The following is a 23,281-nucleotide window of genomic DNA, read 5'->3' on the forward strand; positions in this document are numbered from 1 at the left end:
GAGTTCTTCATGCCCTACCTGGCGATTCGCAACCGGGTGGAAGGCTACGGCGTGAGCATCATCAAGGCGGGCGCCAAGATCGTGGGCCACGACGGTGGGCCGGTGCGCGCACCGCTGACGGACCTGAAGCCCGCCGAGGTGGAAGAGCTCAAGGCGCTGATCCAGAAGCTCGGGCCGCAGTAAACCCGCCGCGCGATCCCTCCTACCCAGGCAAGAGCCCACCCCAGGCCCCGCAGAGGGCTGTCGACACCATCCACCTTTGGAGACATCACCATGTTCATCAAGACGAAGACACTGCTGCTCATCGCCAGCGCCTGCACCCTGGCCCTGGGCGTGTCCGCCCAAACCGCACCCGCCGCCTGGCCTGAAAAGCCGGTGACCATCGTCGTGCCGTTCCCGGCCGGCGGTTCCACCGACATGGTGGCCCGCGCCATGGCGCAGCACATGGGCGACAAGCTGGGCCAGAACTTCGTGGTGGACAACCGCCCCGGTGCCACGGGCACGCTGGGCGCGGGAGCCGTCAAACGCGCCGCACCCGATGGCTACACGCTGCTGGTGTCGTCCCTGGGCGCCTTCGTCGTCGCGCCACACCTGCTCAAGAGCGTGCCGTACGACGCGCTCAAGGACTTCGACTACATCACCGTGCCTGTGCAGGCGCCCAATGTGCTGGTGGCCTCGCCGGCGCAAAAGGCACGCACCGTGAAGGAGGTGATCGCGCAGCTCAAGGCCAACCCTGGCAAGGTGAGCTTCGCCAGCTCGGGCAACGGTTCGTCAGACCACCTGTCTGCCGAGGTCTTCTGGCAGCAGAGCGGTACCGAGGGCTTGCACATTCCCTACAAGGGCGGCGCACCGGCCATCAACGATCTGCTGGGCGGGCAGGTGGAGTTTTCGTTCCAGAACGTGAACGCCGTGCTGCAGCACATTCGTGCGGGCAAGCTGCATGCAATCGCTGTGACAGGCGACAAGCGCAGCCCGGTGCTGCCCGACGTGCCCACCCTGGCAGAAGCTGGCGTGGCCGGTGCCGAGGTGTACTCGTGGCAAGGCATGGCCGCGCCCAAGGGTCTGCCCCCTGCCGTCAAAAAGAAACTCTCGGACGCTGCCATCGCCGCCATGAACGACCCTGCCGTGAAGAAGCGGATGCTCGACCAGGGCCTGGAGATCGTGGCCAGCACGCCCGAAGCCTTCACCGCCTACCAGGCTCGCGAATTTGCGCGATGGAAGACAGTCATCGAGACCCGCAAGATCACTGCCGATTGAGAGCGACTCAAAAAGCTCTTCTGGCGTTGTTGCTCCGTCTTGTCGTGCTACCCGCACTTACCCGCACTGCCTGCGACGTAGCGCCTGGCCAGAACCGCTTCGCCGAGGTTTGTGAGCCGCTTTGACACGAAAGACCCGGGGGGCGCTCCCCCCATATTCCAGAACACCATGACCACCTCTTCCAACCCTTCTGCCGCCAGCACCCCCGTCGTCACCGAGCTGCGCGTGGTGCCCGTGGCGGGCCACGACAGCATGCTCATGAACCTGAGCGGCGCGCACGGCCCGTTCTTCACGCGCAACCTGATCATCCTGCGTGACAGCGCGGGCAACACCGGGGTGGGCGAGGTGCCCGGCGGCGAGAAGATTCGCCAGACCATCGAGGATGCACGGCCGCTGATCGTGGGCCGCCCCATCGGGCACCACAACGCCGTGCTCAACGCCATGCGCGCGCAGTTTGCCGACCGCGATGCAGGCGGGCGCGGGTTGCAGACGTTTGATCTTCGCATCACCATCCACGCGGTCACCGCCGTGGAATCAGCCTTTCTGGACCTGCTGGGCCAGCACCTGAACGTGCCCGTAGCCGCGCTGTTGGGCGATGGCGTGCAGCGCGAATCGGTGCAGATGCTGGGCTACCTGTTTTACGTGGGGGACCGCCAAAAGACCGACCTGGCCTACCGCACCGAGCCTGGTGCCGACAACGAATGGTCCCGCCTGCGCAACGAGAAGGCCATGACCGCCGACGGCATCGTGCGCCTGGCCGAGGCCGCATACGAGCGTTACGGCTTTGCCGACTTCAAGCTCAAGGGCGGCGTGCTGCGCGGCGAGGAAGAGGTCGAGGCCATCCGCGCGCTGCACGAGCGCTTTCCGGAAGCGCGTGTGACGCTGGACCCCAATGGCGGCTGGCTGTTGAAAGACGCCATCCGCATCACCCGCGACCTGCATGGCGTCATGGCCTATGCAGAAGACCCCTGCGGCGCCGAAGGCGTGTTCTCGGGCCGCGAGGTGATGGCCGAGTTTCGCCGCGCCACGGGCCTGCCCACCGCTACCAACATGGTGGCCACCGACTGGCGCGAGATGGCCCACAGCCTGGCCTTGCAGTCGGTGGACATCCCGCTGGCCGACCCGCATTTCTGGACCATGGCCGGGTCGGTGCGCGTGGCGCAGATGTGCCAGGCCTTCGGCCTGACCTGGGGCTCGCATTCCAACAACCACTTCGACGTGTCGCTGGCCATGTTCACCCACGTGGGCGCCGCCGCCCCCGGCCGGGTCACGGCCATCGACACGCACTGGATCTGGCAGGACGGTGAGCGCCTGACGAAGGAGCCTTTCCAGATCAAGGACGGCTTCATCCAGCTCCCCAAAAAGCCCGGCCTGGGCGTGGAGCTGGACATGGATGAAGTAGAGCGTGCCCACCGCCTGTATCTGGAGCACGGCCTGGGCGCACGCGACGATGCGATCGCCATGCAGTACCTGATTCCGGGCTGGAAGTTCAACAACAAGTCGCCGTGCATGGTGCGTTGAACGAAGAGGCTGTGCCATATCGCCAAGGCACAGCCAGGGTGCTAAATAACGCGTGACGAGCCAGTTCAGCGCGAAGACGACACCCAGCAAAAAGCCCCGAAGTTCGGGGCTTTTTGCGTTGGGCGGGGAGTAGGGCCGCTCAGGCCGTCCGGTCTTCAGCCCGGCGCCGGGGCAGCTGGCGCTTGACGGACGGACGCTGCAACCGCTGCTTGGGGTCGGCGCCATCCGGCAGCCCTGTGGCGCGCTGCAGCTGCAAATGCGCCACCAGGCCACCCGTGCTGGAGTTGGCCAGCGCAAAGATGCCACCCATGCGCTGCACGGTCTTGTCCACGATGGACAGGCCCAGGCCCGCGCCCGCAGCGGCGGTGCGCGCGGAGTCGCCACGGAAGAAGGGCTTGGTCAGGTTGGACAACTGCTCGGGCGGCACGCCGGGGCCGTGGTCGCGCAGCTTGACGAGTACCCAGTTTTCACGGCCCTTGGCGACGATGTCCACGTTGGTGATGCCGGTGTCCTCGGCCTTGCCGTAGCGCCGGGCGTTTTCGAGCAGGTTGGAGATCACGCGCGCCAGCTCCACCTCGTCGGCCAGCACGTTCAGGTCTTCGGGTACTGACATCGTGATCTGCAACTCGCGGTGGTCCTGCACCGCGTAGACGCACGACGACACCACGGCATGCAGGTTCACCGGCGTGAGCGTGACGTGATCAGGCCGCGCGTAGTCCAGGAACTTGTCGATGGTGGCGTCAAGCTGCACGATGTCGGCCACCATGTGCTCGCGTGCCACTTCGTCGTTCACGCTCATCTCGGTTTCGAGCCGCAGGCGCGCCAAGGGCGTGCGCAGGTCGTGCGAGATGCCGGCCAGCATCACCGCGCGGTCCTGCTCCAGCTTGGCCAGCTTTTGCGCCATGCGGTTGAAGCCGATGTTGACCTCCCGGATCTCACTGGTCACCACCTCTTCATCCAGATGGCTGGCCGCAAAATCACCATCCTTCACGCGGTTGGCAGCGTACGACAGCTGCTTGAGCGGACGATTGATCAGCCGCGCAATCGCTGCAGCACCGGCCAGCGACAAAGCGCCTGCGGTGATGAGCCAAATGAGCCAGGTGCGGCCACCTGCCGGGCTGAACCGCGAGCGGTCCATCAGCAGCCAATTGGGGTCGCCGTTGATGTTGAAGCCCACCCACAGGCCGGTCTCGCCGTTCACGTTCTGTGCCACGATGGTGTCGGGCCCCAGGCGCTGCGTGAGCTCGTCGGTGAGGCGGTTGCCCAGGGCCGTGCCTTCGAGCAACTCGAATTTGTCCTTGGGCTCGCGCGGCAGAATGCGCACACCCTCCTGGTCGGCCATGGTCTTGATGAGCGAGACGCGTGCAATCGCGTCCGAATGCACCAATGCCGCACGGCTCAGGTTGACCAGCGATGCGATCTGCTGGGCGGTGTGCAGGGTGCGCGGCTCGAACTCCAGCGCCCGCAGCGTCTGCAGCCAGGCCAGGATGCTCCCCACCAGCAGCAAGGCCAGCAGGAAGAAAGTGCGCCAGAAAAGGTTGAGCCCCACGCGCGCGCGCTGCTCCCGGGCAAGGCGCAGGGCTTCGAGCGGCGCGGGGCTGGTGGCGTCTGCCGGGGCAGTCACGGATTGCCGGAAAGGGGGTCTCGGCTTGCCGTCATTCTTTCGCATGAAAAGGGGCTCAGCTGGTTCCGTCCGGCACGAACACGTAGCCGACGCCCCACACCGTCTGGATGTAGCGCGGTGCTGCCGCATCGACCTCGACCAGCTTGCGCAGGCGCGAGACCTGGACGTCCAGGCTGCGGTCGAAGGGCTCGAACTCACGGCCGCGTGCCAGCAGGGCCAGCTTCTCGCGCGACAGCGGTTGGCGCGGGTGGCGCACCAGCGCCTTGAGCATCGCGAATTCACCGGTGGTCAGTGGCAGTTCTTCACCATTGCGCTGCAAGGCACGCGTGCCCAGGTCAAAGGTGAACGGGCCGAAGGTGACGACCTCGTTGTCGCCCGACGGAGCGCCGGGAGCCTCTTGCGCGGGGCGGCGGCGCAGCACGGCGTGAATGCGGGCCAGCAGTTCGCGGGGGTTGAAAGGCTTGCCCAGATAGTCGTCGGCGCCCACTTCCAGGCCCACGATGCGGTCCACGTCCTCGCCCTTGGCGGTGAGCATGATGATGGGGGTGCGGTCATTGGCGGCGCGCAGGCGGCGGCAAATCGACAAACCATCTTCGCCCGGCATCATCAGGTCCAGCACGATGATGTCCACGGTCTCGCGCAGGAGCAGGCGGTTGAGCGCCTTGCCGTCTTCCGCGACCATGACCTCGAAGCCTTCCTGGGTCAGATAGCGGCGCAGCAAATCACGGATTCGGGCGTCGTCGTCCACCACGAGAACTTTGTCGGTGCGATTGGTTGTTGTGGCCATGTAGATCTCAAGTCCAATTTGTAACAGAGCCGATTCTGACCACTTGGAACGCCGAAGTTCGGGTTTTGGGGGGTGGTTTGACCAACTGTTACAAGTTTTGCCCAGCTTCGCACGCTGGTGCGGCGCGCTTCAAACGGTGTGCCATGCCGTGCGGTTATGGTGGTGGCCGCACACGCCCACACGGAGGCTGTGTACAGCCATGAAGGACCTTCTGACCATGAAAAAAACTACCAAAATGATAGCTGCCAGCGCCCTGCTGGCTTGCGCTGGAGCCGCTTTTGCGCAAACCGCTGCACCGGCCACCGAGCCCCGCAACGTAGTGCAGTTGTCGGCCACAGGCACGGTCGAAGTGCAGCAGGACCTGCTGGTACTCAACCTCGCCACCAGCAAGGAGGCGGCAGATGCAGCCACCGTGCAGACCCAACTCAAGCAGGCGCTTGACACCGCCTTGACCGAAGCCAAACGCAATGCGCAGCCAGGGCAGCTGGACGTGCGCACCGGCCCGTTCGGCCTGTACCCGCGGTATGGCAAGGACGGCAAGATCAACGGCTGGCAGGGCAGGGCAGAGCTGGTACTGGAAGGGCGTGACTTCTCGCGCATCACCACCACCGCAGGCAAGATCCAGACGATGGCCATCAGTCAGGTGGCGTTCGGCCTGTCGCGCGAAGCACGCGCCAAGGTGGAGGGCGAGGCCCAGACCCAGGCCATCGAGCAGTTCAAGGCGCGCGCGGCGGATCTGGCCAAGGGCTTCGGCTTCAGCGGCTACAGCCTGCGCGAAGTAGCGGTGAACAGCAACGAGTCGATGCCCGGTCCGCGCCCCCGCATGATGGCTGCCGAGGCCAAGATGGGTTCGTTCTCGGACTCCGCGGTGCCGGTGGAAGCGGGCAAGGCCCAGGTCATCGTGAACGTGTCGGGCTCCGTGCAGATGCGTTGACGGAACCACCCGCCGCCACGCGTCGAAGGCGTGCGGGGGGTGGGCGCCAATGGAAAAAGCGCCGGCCGTTGTGGCAGGCGCTTTTTTTCTGGGAAGGCTCCCCGGCGCGGGAGCATCAGGCCCGCAGTGCTTATTGCGCAGCCCAGCCGCCGTCCATGTTCCACGCCACACCGCGCACGTTGTTGGCGGCAGGGGAGCAGAAGAACACCGCCAGCTCGCCCAGTTCTTCGGGCGTGGTGAACTGCATCGACGGCTCTTTTTCGCCCAGCAGCAACTTCTTGGCCTCTTCGTTCGACAGGCCATGTTCCTGCGCCTTGGCATCGACCTGCTTTTGCACCAGCGGGGTGAGCACCCAGCCGGGGCAGATGGCGTTGCAGGTGACGCCCGTCGTGGCGTTCTCGAGCGCGGTCACCTTGGTCAGCCCGACGATGCCGTGCTTGGCCGCCACGTAGGCCGACTTCTGCGCTGAGCCCACCAGGCCATGCACCGAGGCCACATTGATGATGCGGCCCCAGTTCGCGATCTTCATGGCCGGCAGCGCCAGGCGGGACGTGTGAAACGCGCTGGAGAGGTTGATGGCAATGACCGAATCCCAGCGCTCGACCGGGAAGTCTTCCACGTTGGCCACGTGCTGAATGCCCGCGTTGTTGACCAGGATGTCCACGCGCCCGAACTGCGAGGCGCTGTACTTCATCATGTCCTCGATATCCGCCGCACGGCTCATGTCGGCCCCGTGGTAGGCCACCTGGATGCCTGCCGATTCGCCGGCGGCCAGTACCTCAGCGCGCGGGCCTTCCACATCACCAAAACCATTGAGCACGATGTTGGCGCCCTGGCGGGCCAGGGCCTTGGCGATGCCAAGACCAATGCCGCTGGTGGAGCCGGTGACGAGGGCGGTTTTGCCTTTCAGCATGAGAGTCTCTCCCGAATGAATTACGATGCAACGCAGCTGATTATCAAGCGCTGCTCCCGGATTCCGCACCCCATGATTGAACCTACGCTGAACTACGTACTGTGCCCTGGTCCCGCAGCGGCACCGGTGGCAGCAGGCACAGCGCCTGCGCCTGCACAGCAGCATCGCATGGCGTACTGGGAATGGAACGCGACGGGTGATCCGTCACATCCGCATGTGGTGGTCTGCGTGCACGGCCTGTCGCGCCAGGGCCGCGATTTCGACACGCTGGCCGCAGCGCTCTCCCGGCATGCGCGTGTGGTGTGCCCAGACGTGGTGGGCCGGGGCCGCAGCGACTGGCTGGCAGACCCCATGTCTTACCAGATCCCTCAGTACGCAGCCGACATGTTGTCGCTGGTGGCGCAACTGCACCAGCAGGCACCCATCGCCACGCTGGACTGGGTGGGCACGAGCATGGGGGGCCTTATCGGCATGGGCGTTGCGGGCCAGCCGGGCCTGCCGCTGCCGGTACCCGTGCGGCGCCTGGTGCTCAACGATGTCGGGCCTGTCATCGAGTGGCAGGCGCTGCAGCGCATCGGGCAGTACCTGGGACAGATGGCCCGTTTTGAATCGGTGGAGCAGGCGGCCCAAGCGATGTGGGCCGTTTCCACCAGCTTTGGGCCGCACACACAGGCACAGTGGCTCGAATTGTCTCGTGCCATGGTCCGGCCGTTGCCAGACGGTGGCGTGACGCTGCACTACGACCCCCAGATCGCGGTGCCTTTCAAGGCGTTGACGCAAGACATGGCGGCTGCGGGCGAGGCTGCGCTGTGGCAGCTGTATGACCACATCACCGCACACACGCTGCTGCTGCGCGGTGCCCAGTCGGATCTGTTGTCCCCCGACACAGCGCAGGCGATGACGCAGCGGGGCCCCCGGGCGCGTGTGGTCGAGTTCGAAGGCGTGGGGCATGCGCCCACGTTGGTGGCAGCAGACCAGGTCGCAGCCGTCACAGGCTTCCTGCTGGCAGCAGAAGGTGCAGCGGCTGGATGAAAACCAATCTCTCCGCTTCTGCTATCGCTTCCCCCCAGCCAGACGCCGTTCCGCAGCTGATTGCTGCCACCGCGCACACGCTGCCGGAGCAGGTGAATGCGCTGGTGCGCGCACGGGCCTTCGCCGAGCCGCTGATGGCCGGCGAAACACTCGATTCGGGGGAGAACACGCTGGCCCACGCAGACGCCGTGGCGGTCATCCTCAAAGGCATTGGTGGCTCCGAGGCCATGCAGGCGGCCAGCTATCTGGTGCATGCCTGCATTCACCTGACCAAGCCGCAGGAAGTCATCTCTAAAGCGTTTGGCGAGAACTTTGCGGCGCTGGCGGTAGAGACCACCAAGCTCATGCGCGTGCAGCAGCAGGCCCGCGCCGGAGACCGGGCGGATGGCCAGGCACTGCAGACCGAGAACGTGCGCAAGATGCTGCTGGCCTTCTCGCGCGACCTGCGGGTGGTCATGCTGCGACTGGCCTCGCGCCTGCAGACGCTGCGCTTTCATGCGGCCAGCAAACGGCCCGTGCCGCCCAGCTTGGCGCGTGAATCGCTGCAAGTGTTTGCCCCCCTGGCCAACCGCCTGGGCATCTGGCAAATCAAGTGGGAGCTGGAGGACCTTTCGTTCCGCTTTCTGGAGCCCGACACCTACAAGGAAGTGGCCCGCCTGCTCGACGAGAAACGCGGCGAGCGCGAGGTCTACATGGTGCAGCTGCGCTCGCGCGTCGAGGCCGACCTGCGCGCCCACAGCATCAGCGCCAGCGTGCAGGGCCGCCCCAAGCACATCTACAGCATCGTCAAGAAGATGCGCGGCAAGTCGCTCAACTTCGACCAGGTGCTGGACATCCGCGCGCTGCGCGTGGTCGTGCCCACCGTCAAGGACTGCTATGCCGCATTGAGCTGGGTGCACCAGCAGTTCAAGCCCATGGTCGAGGAGTTCGACGACTACATCGCCAAGCCCAAGCCCAACGGCTACCAGTCGCTGCATACCATCGTGCGTGACGACAACGGCAAGCCCATCGAAATCCAGATCCGCACGCAGGCCATGCACGACCATGCCGAACACGGCGTGGCAGCCCACTGGGCTTACAAGGAGGCTGGCAGCAAAGGCTACGCTGGCGTTTCGGCCACGGGCGAGTACGACGCCAAGATCGCCGTGCTGCGCCAGTTGCTGGCCTGGGAGCGCGACCTGTCGGGCAATGAGTCCAACAGCGGCCTTTTTGAAGACCGCATCTACGTGCTGACCCCCGACGCCGCCGTGGTCGAGCTGCAGCAGGGCGCAACCCCGGTGGACTTTGCCTATGCGGTGCACACCAGCGTGGGGCACCGCTGCCGCGGTGCGCGTGTGGATGGCGCCATGGTGCCACTCAACACCCCGCTGCAAAACGGGCAGACGGTCGAAATCTCCACCGTCAAGGAGGGCCGTCCGTCGCGCGACTGGCTCAACGCGGACCTGGGCTACCTGACGAGCCACCGCGCCAAGGCCAAGGTGCGCGCCTGGTTCAACGCCCAGGCCACGCACGAAACCATCGGCCGCGGCCGCGAGTCGGTCGAAAAACTGCTGCAGCGCGAAGGCAAGACCGCGATCAGGCTGGACGACCTGGCGGCGCAGCTCGGGTTCAAGTCTGCCGACGCATTGTTCGAAGTGGTGGGCAAGGATGAGTTTTCGCTGCGCAACATAGAGACCGTGCTGCGCCCGCCCGAGCCGGTGCGGCAGCCCGATGACTATCTGCTGCTCAAGAAAACCCGTACCAACGAGTCGGCCCCCAAAGGCGGTGTGCTGGTGGTAGGCATCGATTCGTTGATGACGCAGCTGGCCAAGTGCTGCAAGCCCGCGCCGCCGGATGACATCCGCGGCTTCGTCACCCGCGGAAAAGGCGTGAGCGTGCACCGCGCGGACTGCAGCAACTTTCGCGAGATGGCGGCACGCAGTGTGGAGCGGGTGATCGAGGTGGAGTGGGGCGTGCCCAAAACTGCTGCCCAGACTGCCGTCTATCCCGTCGATGTGGCCGTGGAAGCCGCAGACCGCCAAGGGCTGCTGCGTGACATCTCGGAAGTCTTTGCCCGCGAGAAAACCAACGTGATCGGCGTGCAGACACAGTCGGTCAAAGGCACGGCTTGGATGACATTCACGGTCGAGGTCGCCGACTCGGGGCGGTTGAACAAGGTGCTGGGTATAGTCGCCGCCGTGCCGGGGGTGCGTTCAGCGCGCCGGCGTTGATAGGGGGCTGGGCGCGATGTGGGTGAACGACTCCACCACTGACTTGCACCGATTTCGCTCCAAGTTCCGGTAGAGCCGATTTTTATGGCTATAATCGAAAGCTGTACAACGACAGGCGCGTAGCTCAGCTGGTTAGAGCACCACCTTGACATGGTGGGGGTCGTTGGTTCGAGTCCAATCGCGCCTACCAAGTTTTCAATCGAAGCAGACCAGGCTTCGAAGCCGCTGAAAACTTGGCAACACAAGCCGCTCTCACAGAGCGGCTTTTTTGTTTCCCTCGCCAGATTCAGTGACGGCCTTTGCCAGGTTCGTCCTTTGTGCTGAAGGCTCGCGTGTACCTCTTCCATCAGCAGTAACTCTTCCTCACGATTGGCTTTTGTCTGACACGTCTGGCAGGGGTGCCACGGTACCTTCAATGCTCTACAGAGAAGGGTTACATCATGAATATCTCGTCCAATCCGCAAGCCGCAGGCCAACGTGTCGTGGACACTGACCCTGAAATGGGCATGTATGACATTCGGGTGTTCTGGTTTGCTGCCTTTGCGTCGGTGCTGGCAGTGCTGATGGTGGCCTATTTCAAGATGGGCTATCAGTTCTGATCGTAAAAACAGGGTCCTTCGGTCCATTGCCTGTTGATCGGTCAGGTGCTCAGCCCTCATACTCGCTGATCATTTCAAGGAAGAACGCACATGGCCCAGGACCCGAACATCGCGCTGGCGCGCACACTGCATCAATCGTGCGTACTGGCGGCCGCCCAGATTCAGGAAGCCCAAAGCTTGGCCACTGAGTTGTTCCCGACGGCGGCTATTTCTCGCGCAGATATTCTGGGCATCGCGCAGGTGATTGCCATCAACCATGCCGCCTTGGCAGGCGCATCGTCTTCAAAGTGAGACGGCGCTTAGGTTCATCCCAAGGTCAACTCAACACCTGCGTCCCCAAGTCAGCAGTTGGCTCGCAGGTATCTATAGCAGCGTCAAGCCGGGTGAATGCCAGCGTAAGAGCTGGCATGGAACTACGACACATCAATCTCAGTTGAAATGCGGCGGTGGGTCCTGCACCGGCGGAGTTCCGGGCTGGGCTGGAGGGTCGCCTTGTGGCGAGTCAGGCGTCCAGGGAACGGGGTTGTCCACGGGCGGAAACGGTGGAACAGGGGAAGGAGCTGGAGTTTCCATGGCTGGGGTCCTTGTGGTGTTGAGGGGATGAAGAACTGCTTTCAATAAGCCAACCTTACGGATGACGGCGGCGGCTTGGTGCCAGAGAACACCCCGATCAACCCGCAGTGGCAGGATGACACCCAATGTGCGAAGCTTGTAGACCACCGTCACAAGCCCTCACCCAGGTTTGACGTGCCTGCAATGGGTGAGCGAGCATCAACAGGCATGCGCACCTGCGGCAAACAGTCCGGATATTCCCTCTGGATAAAAGTGACGAGCGCCTCACGCACCCGGCAACGCAAATCGAACGCCAGCCCCGACGATCGTGCCGACACCAGTACGCGGATCTGGATGGTCCGCTCGGTGACGTCGGTCAGTTGCAGAACGCTCACCCGTTTGTCCCATTCCGGCGCGGCGTCCAGCACGCGTTGAAGCTCCGCCCGCAGTGGCTCCAGCGGCAACCGGTAGTCTGCATACAAAAACACCGTGCCCAGAATTTCAGAGCTTGTGCGCGTCCAGTTCTGAAAAGGGTGCTCGATGAACCACTGCAGAGGAATGATCAGCCGCCGCTCATCCCAGATGCGCAGCACCACGTAGGTGGACGTGATCTCCTCCACACGCCCCCATTCGCCTTCGATGATGAGCACGTCATCGATGCGGATGGGCTGTGCCAGCGCAATCTGCAGCCCGGCAATCATGTTGCTGAAAACAGGCCGGGCTGCGATGCCCGCCACGATGCCCACCACCCCCGCCGATGCAAGCAGGCTGGCGCCGACCTGCCGGGCGCCCGGAAAGGTCATGAGCATGAGCGCCACGCCCGCCATCACCACGCCGGTCATCGCCGTGCGTGCCAGCACGCGGGCCTGGGTGGCAATGCGGCGGGCAGTGAGGTTGTCTTCCACATCGGCAGGGTGGCGCGCCACGATGCCGTTGGCCAGCGCCTGTATGGCATTGATGGCGAGCCAGCAGGTACCTGCAATCAGTGCCAACCCGTTCAGGTGCCGGACACCCGCAATGTGCCTGATGTCGTCACTGGCCCCTTGCCAGACGGCCTGCAGTGCAACCAGCGGCAGCAGCACACGCATGACCGGAATGCATGCCACGACCACGGTGTGCACCAGGGGGAGTGGGGCGGTCACACGGCGCAGCACGACGGCCGTGATGCGGTGGACGATGGCGGCGACGAGTGCAGCCGCCAGAGCGATCAGCGCCGTCGATGACCAGGGAGTGAGCGACGGAAACTCAACCATCACACACCCGCCGAGCAAGGTCGGCGGGCCTGTCGTTGGGTCCGCTGGAGTGGAGGGAAAAGTGGGACCGGTATGGCGTCAAGTGGAAATGACTGGACTGCATGCCTAGCGAATCCACTGTCGCTTGGGGCGCGGTGTGACGGTGACATCCACGCCTTTGTGTACCGCAGGCTTGCCAGTTGCGGGGTCGACCTCCACCATGTCTTCCAGGGCAATTTTCTGGACTTCCGAATCGGTATCGTTTTCCAGATCCGCGAGGACGTTGCCGATTTCCTTCTCGGCCTTGTCGACTTTGGACGTGTTGCTGTCAGCCATGGTGGTGCTCTCTCGCGTGATGTGGACCTGTTGACATTGTCGGCAGGCTCACTGCACGGCGATGTCAGCCAAGGCCGATATTGCTCGGGCGCATGGCGGTCAGGCCTTCCCTGCACCACCGTCGGCTGAGAGGCCGCCTGCTGGCCCCATTAGGGTTATCCTGCGCCGTCTGCAGGGCTTCGACTTCTAGAATCTGCTGCACTGCAATACAAGGGGTGCAACCCCGAGGAGTCCGTCGTGCCCGATTCGCAAAGCGCCGCTGCCGCAAAGACCACCCAGCGCGTGATCAAGAAGTACCCCAACCGCCGCCTGTACGACACCACAACGTCCACCTACATTACCCTGGCCGAAGTGCGCCAGCTGGTCATGGACCGCGAGCTCGTGGTGGTGCGCGACGCCAAGACCGGTGATGACCTGACTCGCAGCATCCTGCTGCAGATCATTCTGGAGGAGGAAGCCGGCGGTGCGCCGATGTTCACCGAGACCGTGCTGGCCAACATCATCCGGTTCTACGGCCACGCGATGCAGGGCTTCATGGGTGCTTACCTTGAAAAGAACGTGCAGGCCTTCACCGATATCCAAGCCAAGCTGGCCGAGCAGTCGCAAAGCGTGACGCCCGAGATGTGGGCCCAGTTCATGAGCCTGCAGTCGCCCATGATGAAGGGCATGATGGGCAGCTATGTCGAGCAGTCGCAGTCCATGCTCACGCAGATGCAGGAGCAGATGCAAAAGCAGACGGAGCAGATGCTGGGGGCGTTTGGAATAAAACGATAAATAGAGAGAAGACCCCCTGAGCCGCTGCGCGGCTTCCTCCAAGGGGACGCCTCCGGTGGACCGGCAGAGGCGGATCCACGGTGGCACTGGTTTGCGGAGCGCCAGTTTTTTGAAGTCGGGGGCATCGTAAATACACCTGTGGAGCGGTTCCTCCACCGGTGCAACGCCGGAACTGGGACAATACGGGGATGAGCGAAGTACTCTCCCCCACGAAAACACCCAAAGTCGGCTTTGTATCCCTCGGATGCCCGAAGGCTTTGACCGACTCCGAACTTATCCTCACGCAACTGAGCGCTGAGGGTTACGAGACCTCCAAAACCTTCCACGGCGCCGATCTGGTCATCGTCAACACCTGCGGCTTCATCGACGATGCCGTCAAGGAGAGCCTGGACACCATCGGTGAGGCCCTGGCTGAAAACGGCAAGGTGATCGTCACCGGCTGCCTGGGCGCACGCGCGTCCGAGGGCGGCGGCAACCTGGTGCGCGAAATGCACCCCAGCGTGCTGGCCGTGACTGGCCCGCATGCCACGCAGGAGGTCATGGATGCGGTGCACCTGAACCTGCCCAAGCCGCACGACCCTTTCATCGACCTGGTGCCGGGCGGCTTCGGCATTGCGGGCATCAAGCTCACGCCCAAGCACTACGCGTACCTGAAGATCAGCGAGGGCTGCAACCACCGTTGCACGTTCTGCATCATCCCGTCGATGCGCGGCGACCTGGTCTCGCGGCCCATAGGCGATGTGCTGAGCGAGGCCAAGGCCCTGTTTGCGGGCGGCGTGAAGGAGCTTCTGGTGATCAGCCAGGACACCTCCGCCTATGGTGTGGATGTGAAGTACCGCACCGGCTTCTGGGATGGCAAGCCCGTCAAGACCCGCATGCTGGAGCTGGTGCAGACGCTGGGCGGGATCGCCGAGCCCTACGGCGCCTGGGTGCGGCTGCACTATGTGTACCCCTACCCGAGCGTGGACGAGGTGCTGCCGCTCATGGCCACCGGCAAGGTGCTGCCGTACCTGGATGTGCCCCTGCAGCACAGCCACCCCGATGTCCTGAAGCGCATGAAGCGCCCAGCCAGCGGCGAGCGCAACCTGGAGCGCATCCAGCGCTGGCGCGAGGTGTGCCCCGAGCTGGTGATCCGCAGCACGTTCATTGCGGGCTTTCCGGGCGAGACCGAAGAAGAGTTCCAGCACCTGCTCGACTTCGTGCGCGAAGCGCAGATCGACCGCGCAGGCTGCTTTGCCTACAGCGACGTGAACGGTGCTGCCGCCAACGAGCTGCCCGGCATGCTGCCCATGGAAGTGCGCGAAGAGCGCCGCGCCCGCTTCATGGCCGTGGCCGAAGAAGTCTCCATCGCCAAGCTGCAGCGCCGCGTGGGTGCGACCATGCAGGTGCTGGTGGACCACGCCCCTGCGCTGGGCAAGAAGGGCGGCCGGGGCCGCAGCTATGCCGATGCGCCCGAGATCGACGGCGTGGTGCACCTGCTGCCGCCTGAGAAGATCAGCAAGCAGCTCAAAGTGGGCGAGTTCACCCGTGCGCGCATCGTCGGCACGCAGGGGCATGACCTGGTGGCCGTGCCGATCTGACGGCTGGCGGTTGGTTAGGCTGTGATGGGCTGATGGGACTGGCGGGCCCGTGGTCTGGTCGTCCTGGCGGTAAGGGTGGTACTGGTGATAGCGGCGTTGTCAGTATTGCCACATTCCATTTGCTATCATTACGATAGCTGATCGCGCTTATCAGACAAGCGGTAGCGGCTCAAAAGACACAAAAAAGGCTTCCCGAGGGAAGCCTTTTGTTTTGCCGGCACATCGGCCGGGCCGGAGACAGAAGCTGGCACACCGGCCAGCTCCTTTCTTCGCCTTACACGCGCTTGCGGTATTCGCCGGTGCGGGTGTCGATTTCGATCTTGTCGCCTTGGCTGACGAACAGCGGCACGGGCACTTCAAAGCCGGTGGCGATCTTGGCGGGCTTGAGCACCTTGCCGGACGTGTCGCCCTTGACGGCGGGTTCCGTCCAGGTGATTTCGCGCTCGACGCTGGTGGGCAGTTCGACCGAGATGGCCTTGCCGTCGTAGAACACCACTTCGAGGGCCATGCCGTCTTCCAGGTAGTTCAGTGCGTCGCCCATGTTTTCGGCTTCGACTTCGTACTGGTTGTATTCGGTGTCCATGCAGATGTACATGGGGTCTGCAAAGTACGAGTACGTGCAATCCTTCTTGTCCAGGATCACGTTGTCGATCTTGTCGTCGGCCTTGAACACGTTTTCCGTGCCGAAATTGCCGATCAGGCTTTTGAGCTTCATGCGCACGGTGGCTGCACCGCGGCCGCCACGGGCGTATTCGGTCTTCAGGACAACCATGGGGTCCTTGCCGTGCATGATCACATTGCCGGCGCGGATTTCTTGAGCGATTTTCATAGCGAGTTGCTTGGGTTGGGGCCGCTCAACGCGCGGGCCGGTGGCTTTCTGCTTTCTCTCTGAAAGGCAGAAGGCGCGCCGTGCCAATGCATGTTCCGCGGCGGGAATGCGCAAGTGCTGTGCACCAATGTGCCGCACCTGTTTTGCGCAAAGCCTTGGATTTTACCGTTTTTCGGCGACAAACCCCAAAAGTTGCGCGACGAGGTGGTCCTGCGTCAGCAGCCGGGCACGGGCGGCCTGTATGCAGGCAGTCCATTCGGCGAGCGTTGCGGTGTCGGGCATGGCCAAGGGCGTGTCGTCGATGGCGTTCCACGCCGCGTGGAAGGCCCGCAGCGAAGCGGGTGCCTGCAGCCAGTCGAGAAACGCCTGCAGCTTGTCGTGGTGGGCGTTGTCGTCTTGTGGGTAGATGTGCCAGACCAGCGCCTGCCCGGCCCAGAGGGCCCGCACCAGCGAGTCCTCGCCGCGCACCAGGTTCAGGTCGCAGGCCCACAGCATGGCGTCAAAGGCAGGCTGCTGCCGGGCAGGCAGGTATGAAATTGATAGCTGGTCGCGCTTGTCAGGCAAGCGCTGGGGGCCATTTTGATCCTCAATGTCTGCCAGGGCCGCCTGCACGGCTGCCGCAGGGCGGCCCGGGGCTACCAGCAACTGCACGGGCTGGGTCTGGCTTTGCTGCAGCAGTTGCCGCAGCATTTCGGGCAGGGCCGGGGGCTCGTAACAGAACAGCGAGATCCAGGTGGCGGTATCCACCCCGTCTGCAGAGGCAAGCCCTGGGGCGGCCGCGTGCGCCGCGCGCCAGGCCGTGCGGTCAAACGCATCGCGCCGGGCCATCAGGTCGTCTTCGCGCAGCAGGCCGCCCGTGGCAGGCGTGAAACCGGGGTAGAAGAACCAGCGGGTCCACCCTGACGCCGGGCCTGACATGATCAGCGACGGCAGGCGGTGGTTGCGCTCCACATAGCCTTCGGCCGACAGGTACTCAAGGTTGATCCACACAGGTTTTTGGCCGCTACCGCTTGCTGAGAGCGCGCTGTAAGCTATGAATTCAGGAGCAATTTCGCACCCGAAGGCCTCCACCATCACATCCGGCGCACGATCGGTGGCTGCGGGCGGCGGGGCATGCCAGTCGCGCACCTCCACGCCGGGGCAGCCGCCGGGCGCCATCCACGCCAGGGCCGACGCATCGTCCACCCACAGGCGCACCTGCTGGCCGTGGGCTGCCAGTTGCGTGGCCAGGCGCCAGCACACGCCGATGTCGCCGAAGTTGTCGATGACGCGGCAAAACACGTCCCACTGCAGGGCGGGCTCGGCAGGCAAGGTGGGAGGTTGGGATGAGGTCATCGGTGCCGCCTCATCCCGCGCGCAGGTGGTCCACCAGCAGCCGTGCCACGCTGGAGAGCGATTCTTCCGACCGCACGCACAGCACCAGTTGACGGTGCGCCCAGGGCTCGTCCAGCGTCACGACGCGGATCGGCTGCGTGCCCTTGTACAGGGCGGCGCTGCCGCGCGGCATCACGCCCACGCCCAGGCCGGCGGCCACCATGAGGCACAGGGCGTCGTAGCTGGTGACCTGCATGCGCAGCCGCAGCGGCAGGCCGGCCTCGGACGCAGCCCGGGTCAGCTGGTTGTTGATGGCGCTGCCGGGGTGCGCGCCGACAAAGTCGTAGGGCAGGGCGTCGGCCAGGCGGGCACTCTTGCGGCGTGCCAGCGCATGGCCCGTGGGCACCAGCAGCACCAGCTCATCGGTGCGGTAGGGTAGCTGCACCACCCGGTCGCCATACTGGCCCTGGTTCAGGATGCCCACGTCGGCCGCGTTCTCGGCCACCGACTGGGCTATCGACGTGCTGATCTGCTCCTGCAGCCGCACGTCCACCTGCGGGTGCAGCGCCATGAAGCTCTGCAACTGCGCAGGCAAGAACTGCGTGATGGCCGAGATGTTGGCCACCACGCGCACATGGCCGCGCACGCCGGCGCCGTATTCGCGCATCTGGCTGGCGATGCCGTCCAGGTCGTTCAGCACGCCGCGCGCCAGGTTCAGCAGCGCGTAGGCGGCCGCGGTGGGCTCGGTGCCCTTGTTGCTGCGGGTGAACAGCTCCACGCCCAGCGTGCCCTCCAGGTCCGCCAGGCGCCGGCTCACGGCCGAGGCCGCTAGGTGCTCGCGCGCGGCAGCAGCAGCGATGGTGCTTTCTTCCATCACGGCAACGAAGAGGCGCAGGGAAACGGGGTCGAGCTTCATGGCGGTGCGGGTGGGCGGGGGTGTCGATGGTAACGCTGGTGCTGCGCCACCATGCCGGTTTGCGATGGCAGCTTCGTGCATCAGCGTTTTGCAGACGGGCAGGCTGTGCGCATCATTCGCGCCAACATACAGAGAGCCACGCCCGGCGCTGGCCCATACACCCGCCGTTCGGACTGAGCTTGGCGAAGCCGTGCCCTGCACCACGCTTCGACAAGTTCAGCGTGAACGTTTGGGGGGTTTTTGGGGGGCTTGGCGCGTCGCGCCCCCACCTTTGAGGAGACACCTATTTCCATGGATTCACCCTTTTCGTCGTCCGCCCTGCACGGCGTGCGCGTGATCGAGATGGGCCAGTTGATCGCCGGCCCTTTCTGCGGCAAGACGCTGGGCGAGTTCGGCGCCGAGATCATCAAGATCGAAGCCCCGGCCGACCCCGAGCGGCCCGGCGTGCCCGGCGGCGACCCGCTGCGCAACTGGCGCCTCATCAAGGAGGGTACGTCGGTGTGGTGGCAGGTGCAGTCGCGCAACAAGCGCTCGGTGGCGCTGGACCTGCGCCAGGCCGAGGGCCAGGATATCGCCCGCCGCCTGATCGCCGAGGCCGACGTGCTGATCGAGAACTTCCGCCCCGGCACGCTGGAGGGCTGGGGCATGTCGCCGGACGAGTTGCACGCGCTCAACCCGGGCCTCGTGATCCTGCGCATCTCGGGCTACGGCCAGACCGGCCCCTACCGCGACCTGCCGGGCTTCGGCGTGATCGGCGAGGCCATGGGCGGCCTGCGCCACCTGACGGCCGAGCCCGGCCGCGTGCCGGTGCGCGTGGGCGTGTCCATCGGCGACACGCTGGCCGCGCTGCACGGCGCCATCGGCGTGCTGACGGCGCTGTACCACCGCAAGGTCAACGGCGGACAGGGCCAGGTGATCGACGTGGCGCTGCACGAGGCCGTCTTCAACGTGATGGAAAGCCTGATCCCCGAGTACAGCGCGTTCGGCGCGGTGCGCGAGGCCGCGGGCAGCGCACTGCCGGGCATCGCGCCCAGCAACGCCTACCCCTGCACCGACGGCTGGGTGCTGGTGGCCGGCAATGGCGACAGCATCTTCAAGCGGCTGATGGCGGCCATCGGCCGGCAGGACCTGGCCGACGCGCCCGATCTGGGCAGCAATACAGGCCGCGTGGCAAGGGTGGCAGAAATCGACGCCGCCATCGGCAGCTGGACCGCCGCGCGCTCGGTGCAGCAGGTGATGGAGACGCTGGGCGGTGCCCGTGTGCCCGCGGGCAAGGTCTACACAGCCCGGGACATTGCCGAAGACCCGCACTACCAGGCCCGCGACATGCTGCTGACCCAGCAGACGCGCGACGGCTACAGCGTGCAGGTGCCGGGCATCGTGCCCAAGCTCTCGGGCACGCCGGGCAGCATCCGCAGCAGCGCGCCGCACCTGGGCGACGACACCGATGCGGTGCTGGCCGAGGCCGGTTTGACGGCAGAGCAGATCGGTCTGCTGCGCAGCAAGGGAGTGATCCAATGACCACCACCACCCGTTCGACCGGCGCCAGCGTCTGGCAGGGCCATGGCCGCCGTATCCACATGCAGGAGGTCGGCACGCGCGACGGCCTGCAGATGGAGCAGGCCTTCGTGCCCACCGACGACAAGATCGCGCTCGTCAATGCGCTGTCGGCCACCGGGCTGGCCAAGATCGAGGCCACCTCGTTCACGTCGCCCACCGCCATCCCCGCACTGCGCGATGCCGAAATCGTAATGCGCGAGATCGAGCGGCGCCCCGGCGTGGTGTACACCGCGCTGGTGCCCAACCTGCGCGGGGCCGAGCGCGCCATCGAGGCGCGCACGGACGAGCTGAACCTGGTGATGTCCGCGAGTGCCACGCACAACATCGCCAACCTGCGCATGACGCAAGAACAATCGTTCGCTTCGCTGGCGCAGGTGGTGGCCGTGGCCCAGGCTGCGGGCGTGGCGGTCAACGTGTCGCTGTCCTGCGTGTTCGGCTGTCCCATGGAGGGCGACGTGCCCGAGGCTGCGGTGCTCGGCTGGGTGCAGCGGTTCGTGGACCTGGGTGTGGGCGGCATCACGCTGTGCGACACCACGGGCATGGCCTTTCCCACCCAGGTGGCGCAGATCACGGCGGCGGCGCGTGCGCGCTGGCCGGGCGTGGATTTCACACTGCACTTTCACAACACGCGCGGCATGGGGCTGGCCAATGTGCTGGCCGCCATCGATGCGGGCGCGGACCGGTTCGACGCATCGCTGGGCGGGCTGGGCGGCTGCCCCTATGCGCCGGGCGCCAGCGGCAATGTGTGCAGCGAAGAGATCGTGCATGCGCTCGGCCTCATGGGCTACGACACCGGCGTGGACCTGGCCGCGCTGGTGGCGGCGGCGGAACGCCTGCCAGGGTTGATCGGGCACGACATCCCGAGCCAGATCGTCAAGGCCGGCCCCCGGCTGCACCTGCACCCGGTGCCTGCAGATTTCGCGGCCATCCGCGACCGCGCGCTGCAGCGCGAGCGTGGCAGAGCGTGACCTGATTTGATCTGACCGCGGCAAAGACCACAACACAACGACAGGAGACAACCATGCCCCAGACCATCACCCTCCACCGCCGACACGCCGCCCTGCTGCTGGGCGCGCTCGTGGGCGCCATGGCGTGCGGCGCGCCGCTTGGCGCGCACGCACAAGACAAGTTCCCATCCAAACCCATCACCCTGGTCGTGCCCCAGGCCGCGGGCGGTGCCAACGACGCCATCGCCCGCGTGCTGGCCCAGCGCCTGTCCGAGCAGATGGGCCAGAGCGTGGTGGTGGACAACCGCCCCGGCGCAGGCGGCACGCTGGCCACCGCGGGCCTGGCGCGTGCCAAGCACGACGGCTACACGCTGCTGGTCACTGCCGACAGCGCCCACGTCATCGGCCCCGCGCTGTACAAGAACGCGGGCTTCGATGCGGTCAAGGACTTCGAGCCCGTGGCGCCCATCGCCACCGCCGGCTACGTGCTGGTGGCACACCCATCCTTCCCGGCCAAGAACGTGGCCGAGCTGATCACGCTGGCCAAGGCCAGCCCCGGCAAGTATTCGATCGCGTCGGCGGGCAACGGCACGCTCAACCACCTGATCGGCGAGATGCTGCAAAAGGCCGCGGGCATCCAGCTGCAGCACATCCCCTACAAGGGCTCGGCCGCGGCAGCGACCGATGTGGTGGGCGGGCAGGTGCCGCTGTCGGTGCAAAGCCTGCCGTCGGCCATTGCGTTCATCAAGGCCGGCAAGCTCAAGGTGCTGGGCGTGGTCAATGAAAAGCGCGTGGCGGCTTTGCCCGACGCGCCCACCATCGGCGAGACCCTGAAGGGCTTCGGCCAGGCGCCCTGGTACGCGATGTTCGCCCCGGCCGGCACACCCGCGCCCGTGGTGGCGCAGTTGCAGGCCGAGGTGGCCAAGGCTCTGGATCACAAGGACGTGGTCGACAAGCTCGCCGCCGTGGGCTGCGAGCCCTTCAAGGGCACGCCGGCCCAGCTCGGCGCGCTGGTGCGCGACGATCTGGTCCGCTGGCAGCGCGTGGTGAAGGAGACCGGCGCCACGGTGGATTGAAACCCCGCACGCCGGCCGGCACGCGCGCATGTTGCGTCGGCATCTTTGAACTCGAACCCACCGTTCGGGTTGAACTGGTCGAAGCCCTGCGCGGCGCTTCGACAAGCCCGGCGTGAACGGTTGCAGTTGATAGGCGCCGACTCGATCGTGGGCCCCCGTCAGCGACACCATTTCTTGACAGTCACAACAACGGAGACAACACCTTTATGACCACCTTCTCTCGCAGGCCTTTCACGGCACGGGCCGCCCTGGGCGCCACCACCCTGGCCATCTTGGCGCTCGGTGCATCCTCTTCTGCCTGGGCCCAGGGGGCCTACCCCAGCAAGCCCGTCAACATGGTCGTGCCCACCGCAGCCGGTGGCACCACCGACCTGTCGGCCCGCATGCTCGCCCAGGCGCTCACGCCGGTGCTGGGCCAGTCCGTGGTGGTGGACAACAAGGGCGGCGGCAACGGCAGCATTGCGGCGGCGGCCGTCAAGCGCGCCGAGGCCGATGGCTACACGCTGCTGATGCAGTACTCGGGCTACCACGTGATCTCGCCCCACCTGACCAAGCAAAAGCAGTGGGAGCAGGGCGACTTCCAGCCGGTGGCCAACGTGATCTCGGCCCCGCAGATCATCGTGGTGCGCAACGACCTGCCGGTGAAGACACTGGCCGAACTGGTGGCTTATGCCAAGGCCAACCCGGGCAAGCTCAACTACGCGTCGTCGGGCAATGGCTCGCTGCAGCACGTGACCGGTGCCATGCTGGAGCAGCAGGGCAGCATCAAGATGGTCCACGTGCCCTACAAGGGCACCGGCCCCGCGCTGCAGGACCTGCTGGGCGGCCAGGTGGACCTGACCTTCGGCACCGCGCCGCCCTTCATGCCCCACATCGCCAGCGGCAAGCTGCGGGTGCTGGCCGTCACCGGCAAGGAGCGCCTGCCCAGCCTGCCCGATGTGCCCACCACCGCCGAAGCCGGTTACCCCAAGGTGGACGCGACCTCCTGGTTTGCGGTGTTCGTGCCTGCTGCCGTGCCCAAGCCCGTGGTCGACAAGCTCACCGCCGACATCCGCACCGTGGTGCAGAGCGCCGCGTTCAAGCAAAAGGCGCAGGAGCAGGGCGCCACGGCGGACTACCAGAGCCCGCAGCAGCTGGGCGACAAGGTCAAGGCCGACCTGACGGGCTGGGCCAGCGTGGTCAAGACGTCGAAGATCGAGGCGGAGTAGCAGGATGGTTGCAGTGCTGGAACAGCTGAATAGCCATAACAGTTAGAATCATTGCAGTCCATTGAAGTAAAAACAGGCTC

Annotated in this window: 22 protein-coding genes, 1 tRNA gene and 1 pseudogene; 15 read left to right on the forward strand and 9 right to left on the reverse strand. The window is 65.3% G+C overall.

Annotation, left to right across the window (positions count from 1 at the left end; genetic code table 11):
• The 3 genes and pseudogenes from ASF16_RS07455 to gudD form a co-directional block, all read left to right on the forward strand.
• Window positions 1-183: pseudogene (locus tag ASF16_RS07455) on the forward strand (5-dehydro-4-deoxyglucarate dehydratase); the annotation flags it as partial.
• Window positions 184-273: 90 nt separating this feature from the next.
• Window positions 274-1,257 carry a tripartite tricarboxylate transporter substrate binding protein gene (locus tag ASF16_RS07460; protein ID WP_056164917.1) on the forward strand — a complete coding sequence of 328 codons (984 nt, stop codon included), beginning with the start codon at window positions 274-276 and terminating at the stop codon, window positions 1,255-1,257.
• A gap of 168 nt (window positions 1,258-1,425) precedes the next feature.
• Window positions 1,426-2,778, forward strand: coding sequence for a glucarate dehydratase (gene gudD / locus ASF16_RS07465; RefSeq protein ID WP_056164919.1), 1,353 nt, complete (start codon window positions 1,426-1,428; stop codon window positions 2,776-2,778).
• Between the two features lie 139 nt (window positions 2,779-2,917).
• Here gudD and ASF16_RS07470 read toward each other — a convergent pair whose 3' ends face one another.
• Together ASF16_RS07470 and ompR are read right to left on the reverse strand one after the other, a co-directional pair.
• Window positions 2,918-4,447, reverse strand: a complete 1,530-nt coding sequence (locus ASF16_RS07470; protein ID WP_056164921.1) for an ATP-binding protein — start codon at window positions 4,445-4,447, stop codon at window positions 2,918-2,920.
• A 10-nt stretch (window positions 4,448-4,457) separates the two neighbouring features.
• On the reverse strand, window positions 4,458-5,189 hold the full coding sequence (gene ompR, locus ASF16_RS07475) for a two-component system response regulator OmpR (protein ID WP_010460834.1): 732 nt from the start codon (window positions 5,187-5,189) through the stop codon (window positions 4,458-4,460).
• A gap of 217 nt (window positions 5,190-5,406) precedes the next feature.
• On the opposite strand from ompR, the gene ASF16_RS07480 reads away from it, so the two are divergent.
• Window positions 5,407-6,123 (forward strand): SIMPL domain-containing protein, encoded by a 717-nt coding sequence (locus ASF16_RS07480; RefSeq protein ID WP_056164989.1) that lies wholly within the window; start codon window positions 5,407-5,409, stop codon window positions 6,121-6,123.
• Window positions 6,124-6,253: 130 nt separating this feature from the next.
• Here ASF16_RS07480 and ASF16_RS07485 read toward each other — a convergent pair whose 3' ends face one another.
• Window positions 6,254-7,036, reverse strand: coding sequence for a 3-hydroxybutyrate dehydrogenase (locus tag ASF16_RS07485; RefSeq protein WP_056164923.1), 783 nt, complete (start codon window positions 7,034-7,036; stop codon window positions 6,254-6,256).
• A 72-nt stretch (window positions 7,037-7,108) separates the two neighbouring features.
• Between ASF16_RS07485 and ASF16_RS07490 the strand changes: the two genes are divergently transcribed.
• The 5 genes from ASF16_RS07490 (at window position 7,109) to ASF16_RS07505 (ending at window position 11,168) form a co-directional block, all read left to right on the forward strand.
• The gene (locus ASF16_RS07490) at window positions 7,109-8,068 is read left to right on the forward strand and encodes an alpha/beta fold hydrolase (protein WP_056164991.1); all 960 of its coding nucleotides are present in this window, start codon (window positions 7,109-7,111) and stop codon (window positions 8,066-8,068) included.
• Window positions 8,065-10,278: a bifunctional (p)ppGpp synthetase/guanosine-3',5'-bis(diphosphate) 3'-pyrophosphohydrolase gene (locus tag ASF16_RS07495; protein WP_056164925.1), complete on the forward strand. Its 2,214-nt coding sequence runs from the start codon at window positions 8,065-8,067 to the stop codon at window positions 10,276-10,278. Before ASF16_RS07490 ends, ASF16_RS07495 begins: the two co-directional genes overlap by 4 nt.
• 113 nt (window positions 10,279-10,391) lie before the next feature.
• Window positions 10,392-10,468 (forward strand) — tRNA-Val (locus ASF16_RS07500).
• A gap of 250 nt (window positions 10,469-10,718) precedes the next feature.
• Window positions 10,719-10,877, forward strand: a complete 159-nt coding sequence (locus tag ASF16_RS26025; RefSeq protein WP_156371980.1) for a hypothetical protein — start codon at window positions 10,719-10,721, stop codon at window positions 10,875-10,877.
• 90 nt (window positions 10,878-10,967) lie between these two features.
• Window positions 10,968-11,168 carry a hypothetical protein gene (locus ASF16_RS07505; protein ID WP_056164927.1) on the forward strand — a complete coding sequence of 67 codons (201 nt, stop codon included), beginning with the start codon at window positions 10,968-10,970 and terminating at the stop codon, window positions 11,166-11,168.
• Window positions 11,169-11,306: 138 nt separating this feature from the next.
• Here the strand turns inward: ASF16_RS07505 and ASF16_RS26030 are convergent, their stop codons facing one another.
• The 3 genes from ASF16_RS26030 to ASF16_RS07515 form a co-directional block, all read right to left on the reverse strand.
• Window positions 11,307-11,450 carry a hypothetical protein gene (locus ASF16_RS26030; protein ID WP_156371981.1) on the reverse strand — a complete coding sequence of 48 codons (144 nt, stop codon included), beginning with the start codon at window positions 11,448-11,450 and terminating at the stop codon, window positions 11,307-11,309.
• Window positions 11,451-11,599: 149 nt separating this feature from the next.
• Window positions 11,600-12,682 carry a mechanosensitive ion channel family protein gene (locus ASF16_RS07510; RefSeq protein ID WP_056164930.1) on the reverse strand — a complete coding sequence of 361 codons (1,083 nt, stop codon included), beginning with the start codon at window positions 12,680-12,682 and terminating at the stop codon, window positions 11,600-11,602.
• A gap of 105 nt (window positions 12,683-12,787) precedes the next feature.
• Window positions 12,788-12,997: a hypothetical protein gene (locus tag ASF16_RS07515; RefSeq protein WP_056164932.1), complete on the reverse strand. Its 210-nt coding sequence runs from the start codon at window positions 12,995-12,997 to the stop codon at window positions 12,788-12,790.
• Window positions 12,998-13,234: 237 nt separating this feature from the next.
• On the opposite strand from ASF16_RS07515, the gene phaR reads away from it, so the two are divergent.
• Together phaR and rimO are read left to right on the forward strand one after the other, a co-directional pair.
• Window positions 13,235-13,771, forward strand: a complete 537-nt coding sequence (gene phaR, locus ASF16_RS07520) for a polyhydroxyalkanoate synthesis repressor PhaR (RefSeq protein ID WP_056164933.1) — start codon at window positions 13,235-13,237, stop codon at window positions 13,769-13,771.
• 188 nt (window positions 13,772-13,959) lie between these two features.
• Window positions 13,960-15,351 (forward strand): 30S ribosomal protein S12 methylthiotransferase RimO, encoded by a 1,392-nt coding sequence (gene rimO / locus ASF16_RS07525; RefSeq protein ID WP_056164935.1) that lies wholly within the window; start codon window positions 13,960-13,962, stop codon window positions 15,349-15,351.
• 274 nt (window positions 15,352-15,625) lie between these two features.
• On the opposite strand, the gene efp is transcribed toward rimO, so the two are convergent.
• The 3 genes from efp to ASF16_RS07540 all read right to left on the reverse strand — a co-directional run bounded on the left by efp (window position 15,626) and on the right by ASF16_RS07540 (window position 18,410).
• Complete coding sequence (gene efp, locus ASF16_RS07530) at window positions 15,626-16,180, reverse strand: elongation factor P (RefSeq protein WP_056164937.1); 555 nt, start codon at window positions 16,178-16,180, stop codon at window positions 15,626-15,628.
• A 162-nt stretch (window positions 16,181-16,342) separates the two neighbouring features.
• The gene (gene earP, locus ASF16_RS07535; RefSeq protein ID WP_056164938.1) at window positions 16,343-17,515 is read right to left on the reverse strand and encodes an elongation factor P maturation arginine rhamnosyltransferase EarP; all 1,173 of its coding nucleotides are present in this window, start codon (window positions 17,513-17,515) and stop codon (window positions 16,343-16,345) included.
• Window positions 17,516-17,525: 10 nt separating this feature from the next.
• Window positions 17,526-18,410, reverse strand: coding sequence for a LysR family transcriptional regulator (locus ASF16_RS07540; RefSeq protein WP_056164942.1), 885 nt, complete (start codon window positions 18,408-18,410; stop codon window positions 17,526-17,528).
• 291 nt (window positions 18,411-18,701) lie between these two features.
• Between ASF16_RS07540 and ASF16_RS07545 the strand changes: the two genes are divergently transcribed.
• The 4 genes from ASF16_RS07545 to ASF16_RS07560 all read left to right on the forward strand — a co-directional run bounded on the left by ASF16_RS07545 (window position 18,702) and on the right by ASF16_RS07560 (window position 23,201).
• Complete coding sequence (locus ASF16_RS07545) at window positions 18,702-19,931, forward strand: CaiB/BaiF CoA-transferase family protein (protein ID WP_056164943.1); 1,230 nt, start codon at window positions 18,702-18,704, stop codon at window positions 19,929-19,931.
• On the forward strand, window positions 19,928-20,938 hold the full coding sequence (locus tag ASF16_RS07550) for a hydroxymethylglutaryl-CoA lyase (RefSeq protein ID WP_056164945.1): 1,011 nt from the start codon (window positions 19,928-19,930) through the stop codon (window positions 20,936-20,938). The genes ASF16_RS07545 and ASF16_RS07550 overlap by 4 nt, the downstream gene beginning before the upstream one ends.
• A 53-nt stretch (window positions 20,939-20,991) precedes the next feature.
• A complete protein-coding gene (locus tag ASF16_RS07555; RefSeq protein WP_056164947.1) occupies window positions 20,992-21,993 on the forward strand; it encodes a tripartite tricarboxylate transporter substrate binding protein in 1,002 nt (333 codons plus the stop codon).
• 206 nt (window positions 21,994-22,199) lie between these two features.
• On the forward strand, window positions 22,200-23,201 hold the full coding sequence (locus ASF16_RS07560) for a tripartite tricarboxylate transporter substrate binding protein (RefSeq protein ID WP_056164949.1): 1,002 nt from the start codon (window positions 22,200-22,202) through the stop codon (window positions 23,199-23,201).
• The last annotated feature ends 80 nt before the right edge of the window (window positions 23,202-23,281 follow it).

It is taken from the genome of Acidovorax sp. Leaf78, from assembly GCF_001422735.1.
In the GTDB taxonomy this organism is placed as follows: Bacteria; Pseudomonadota; Gammaproteobacteria; order Burkholderiales; family Burkholderiaceae_C; genus Acidovorax.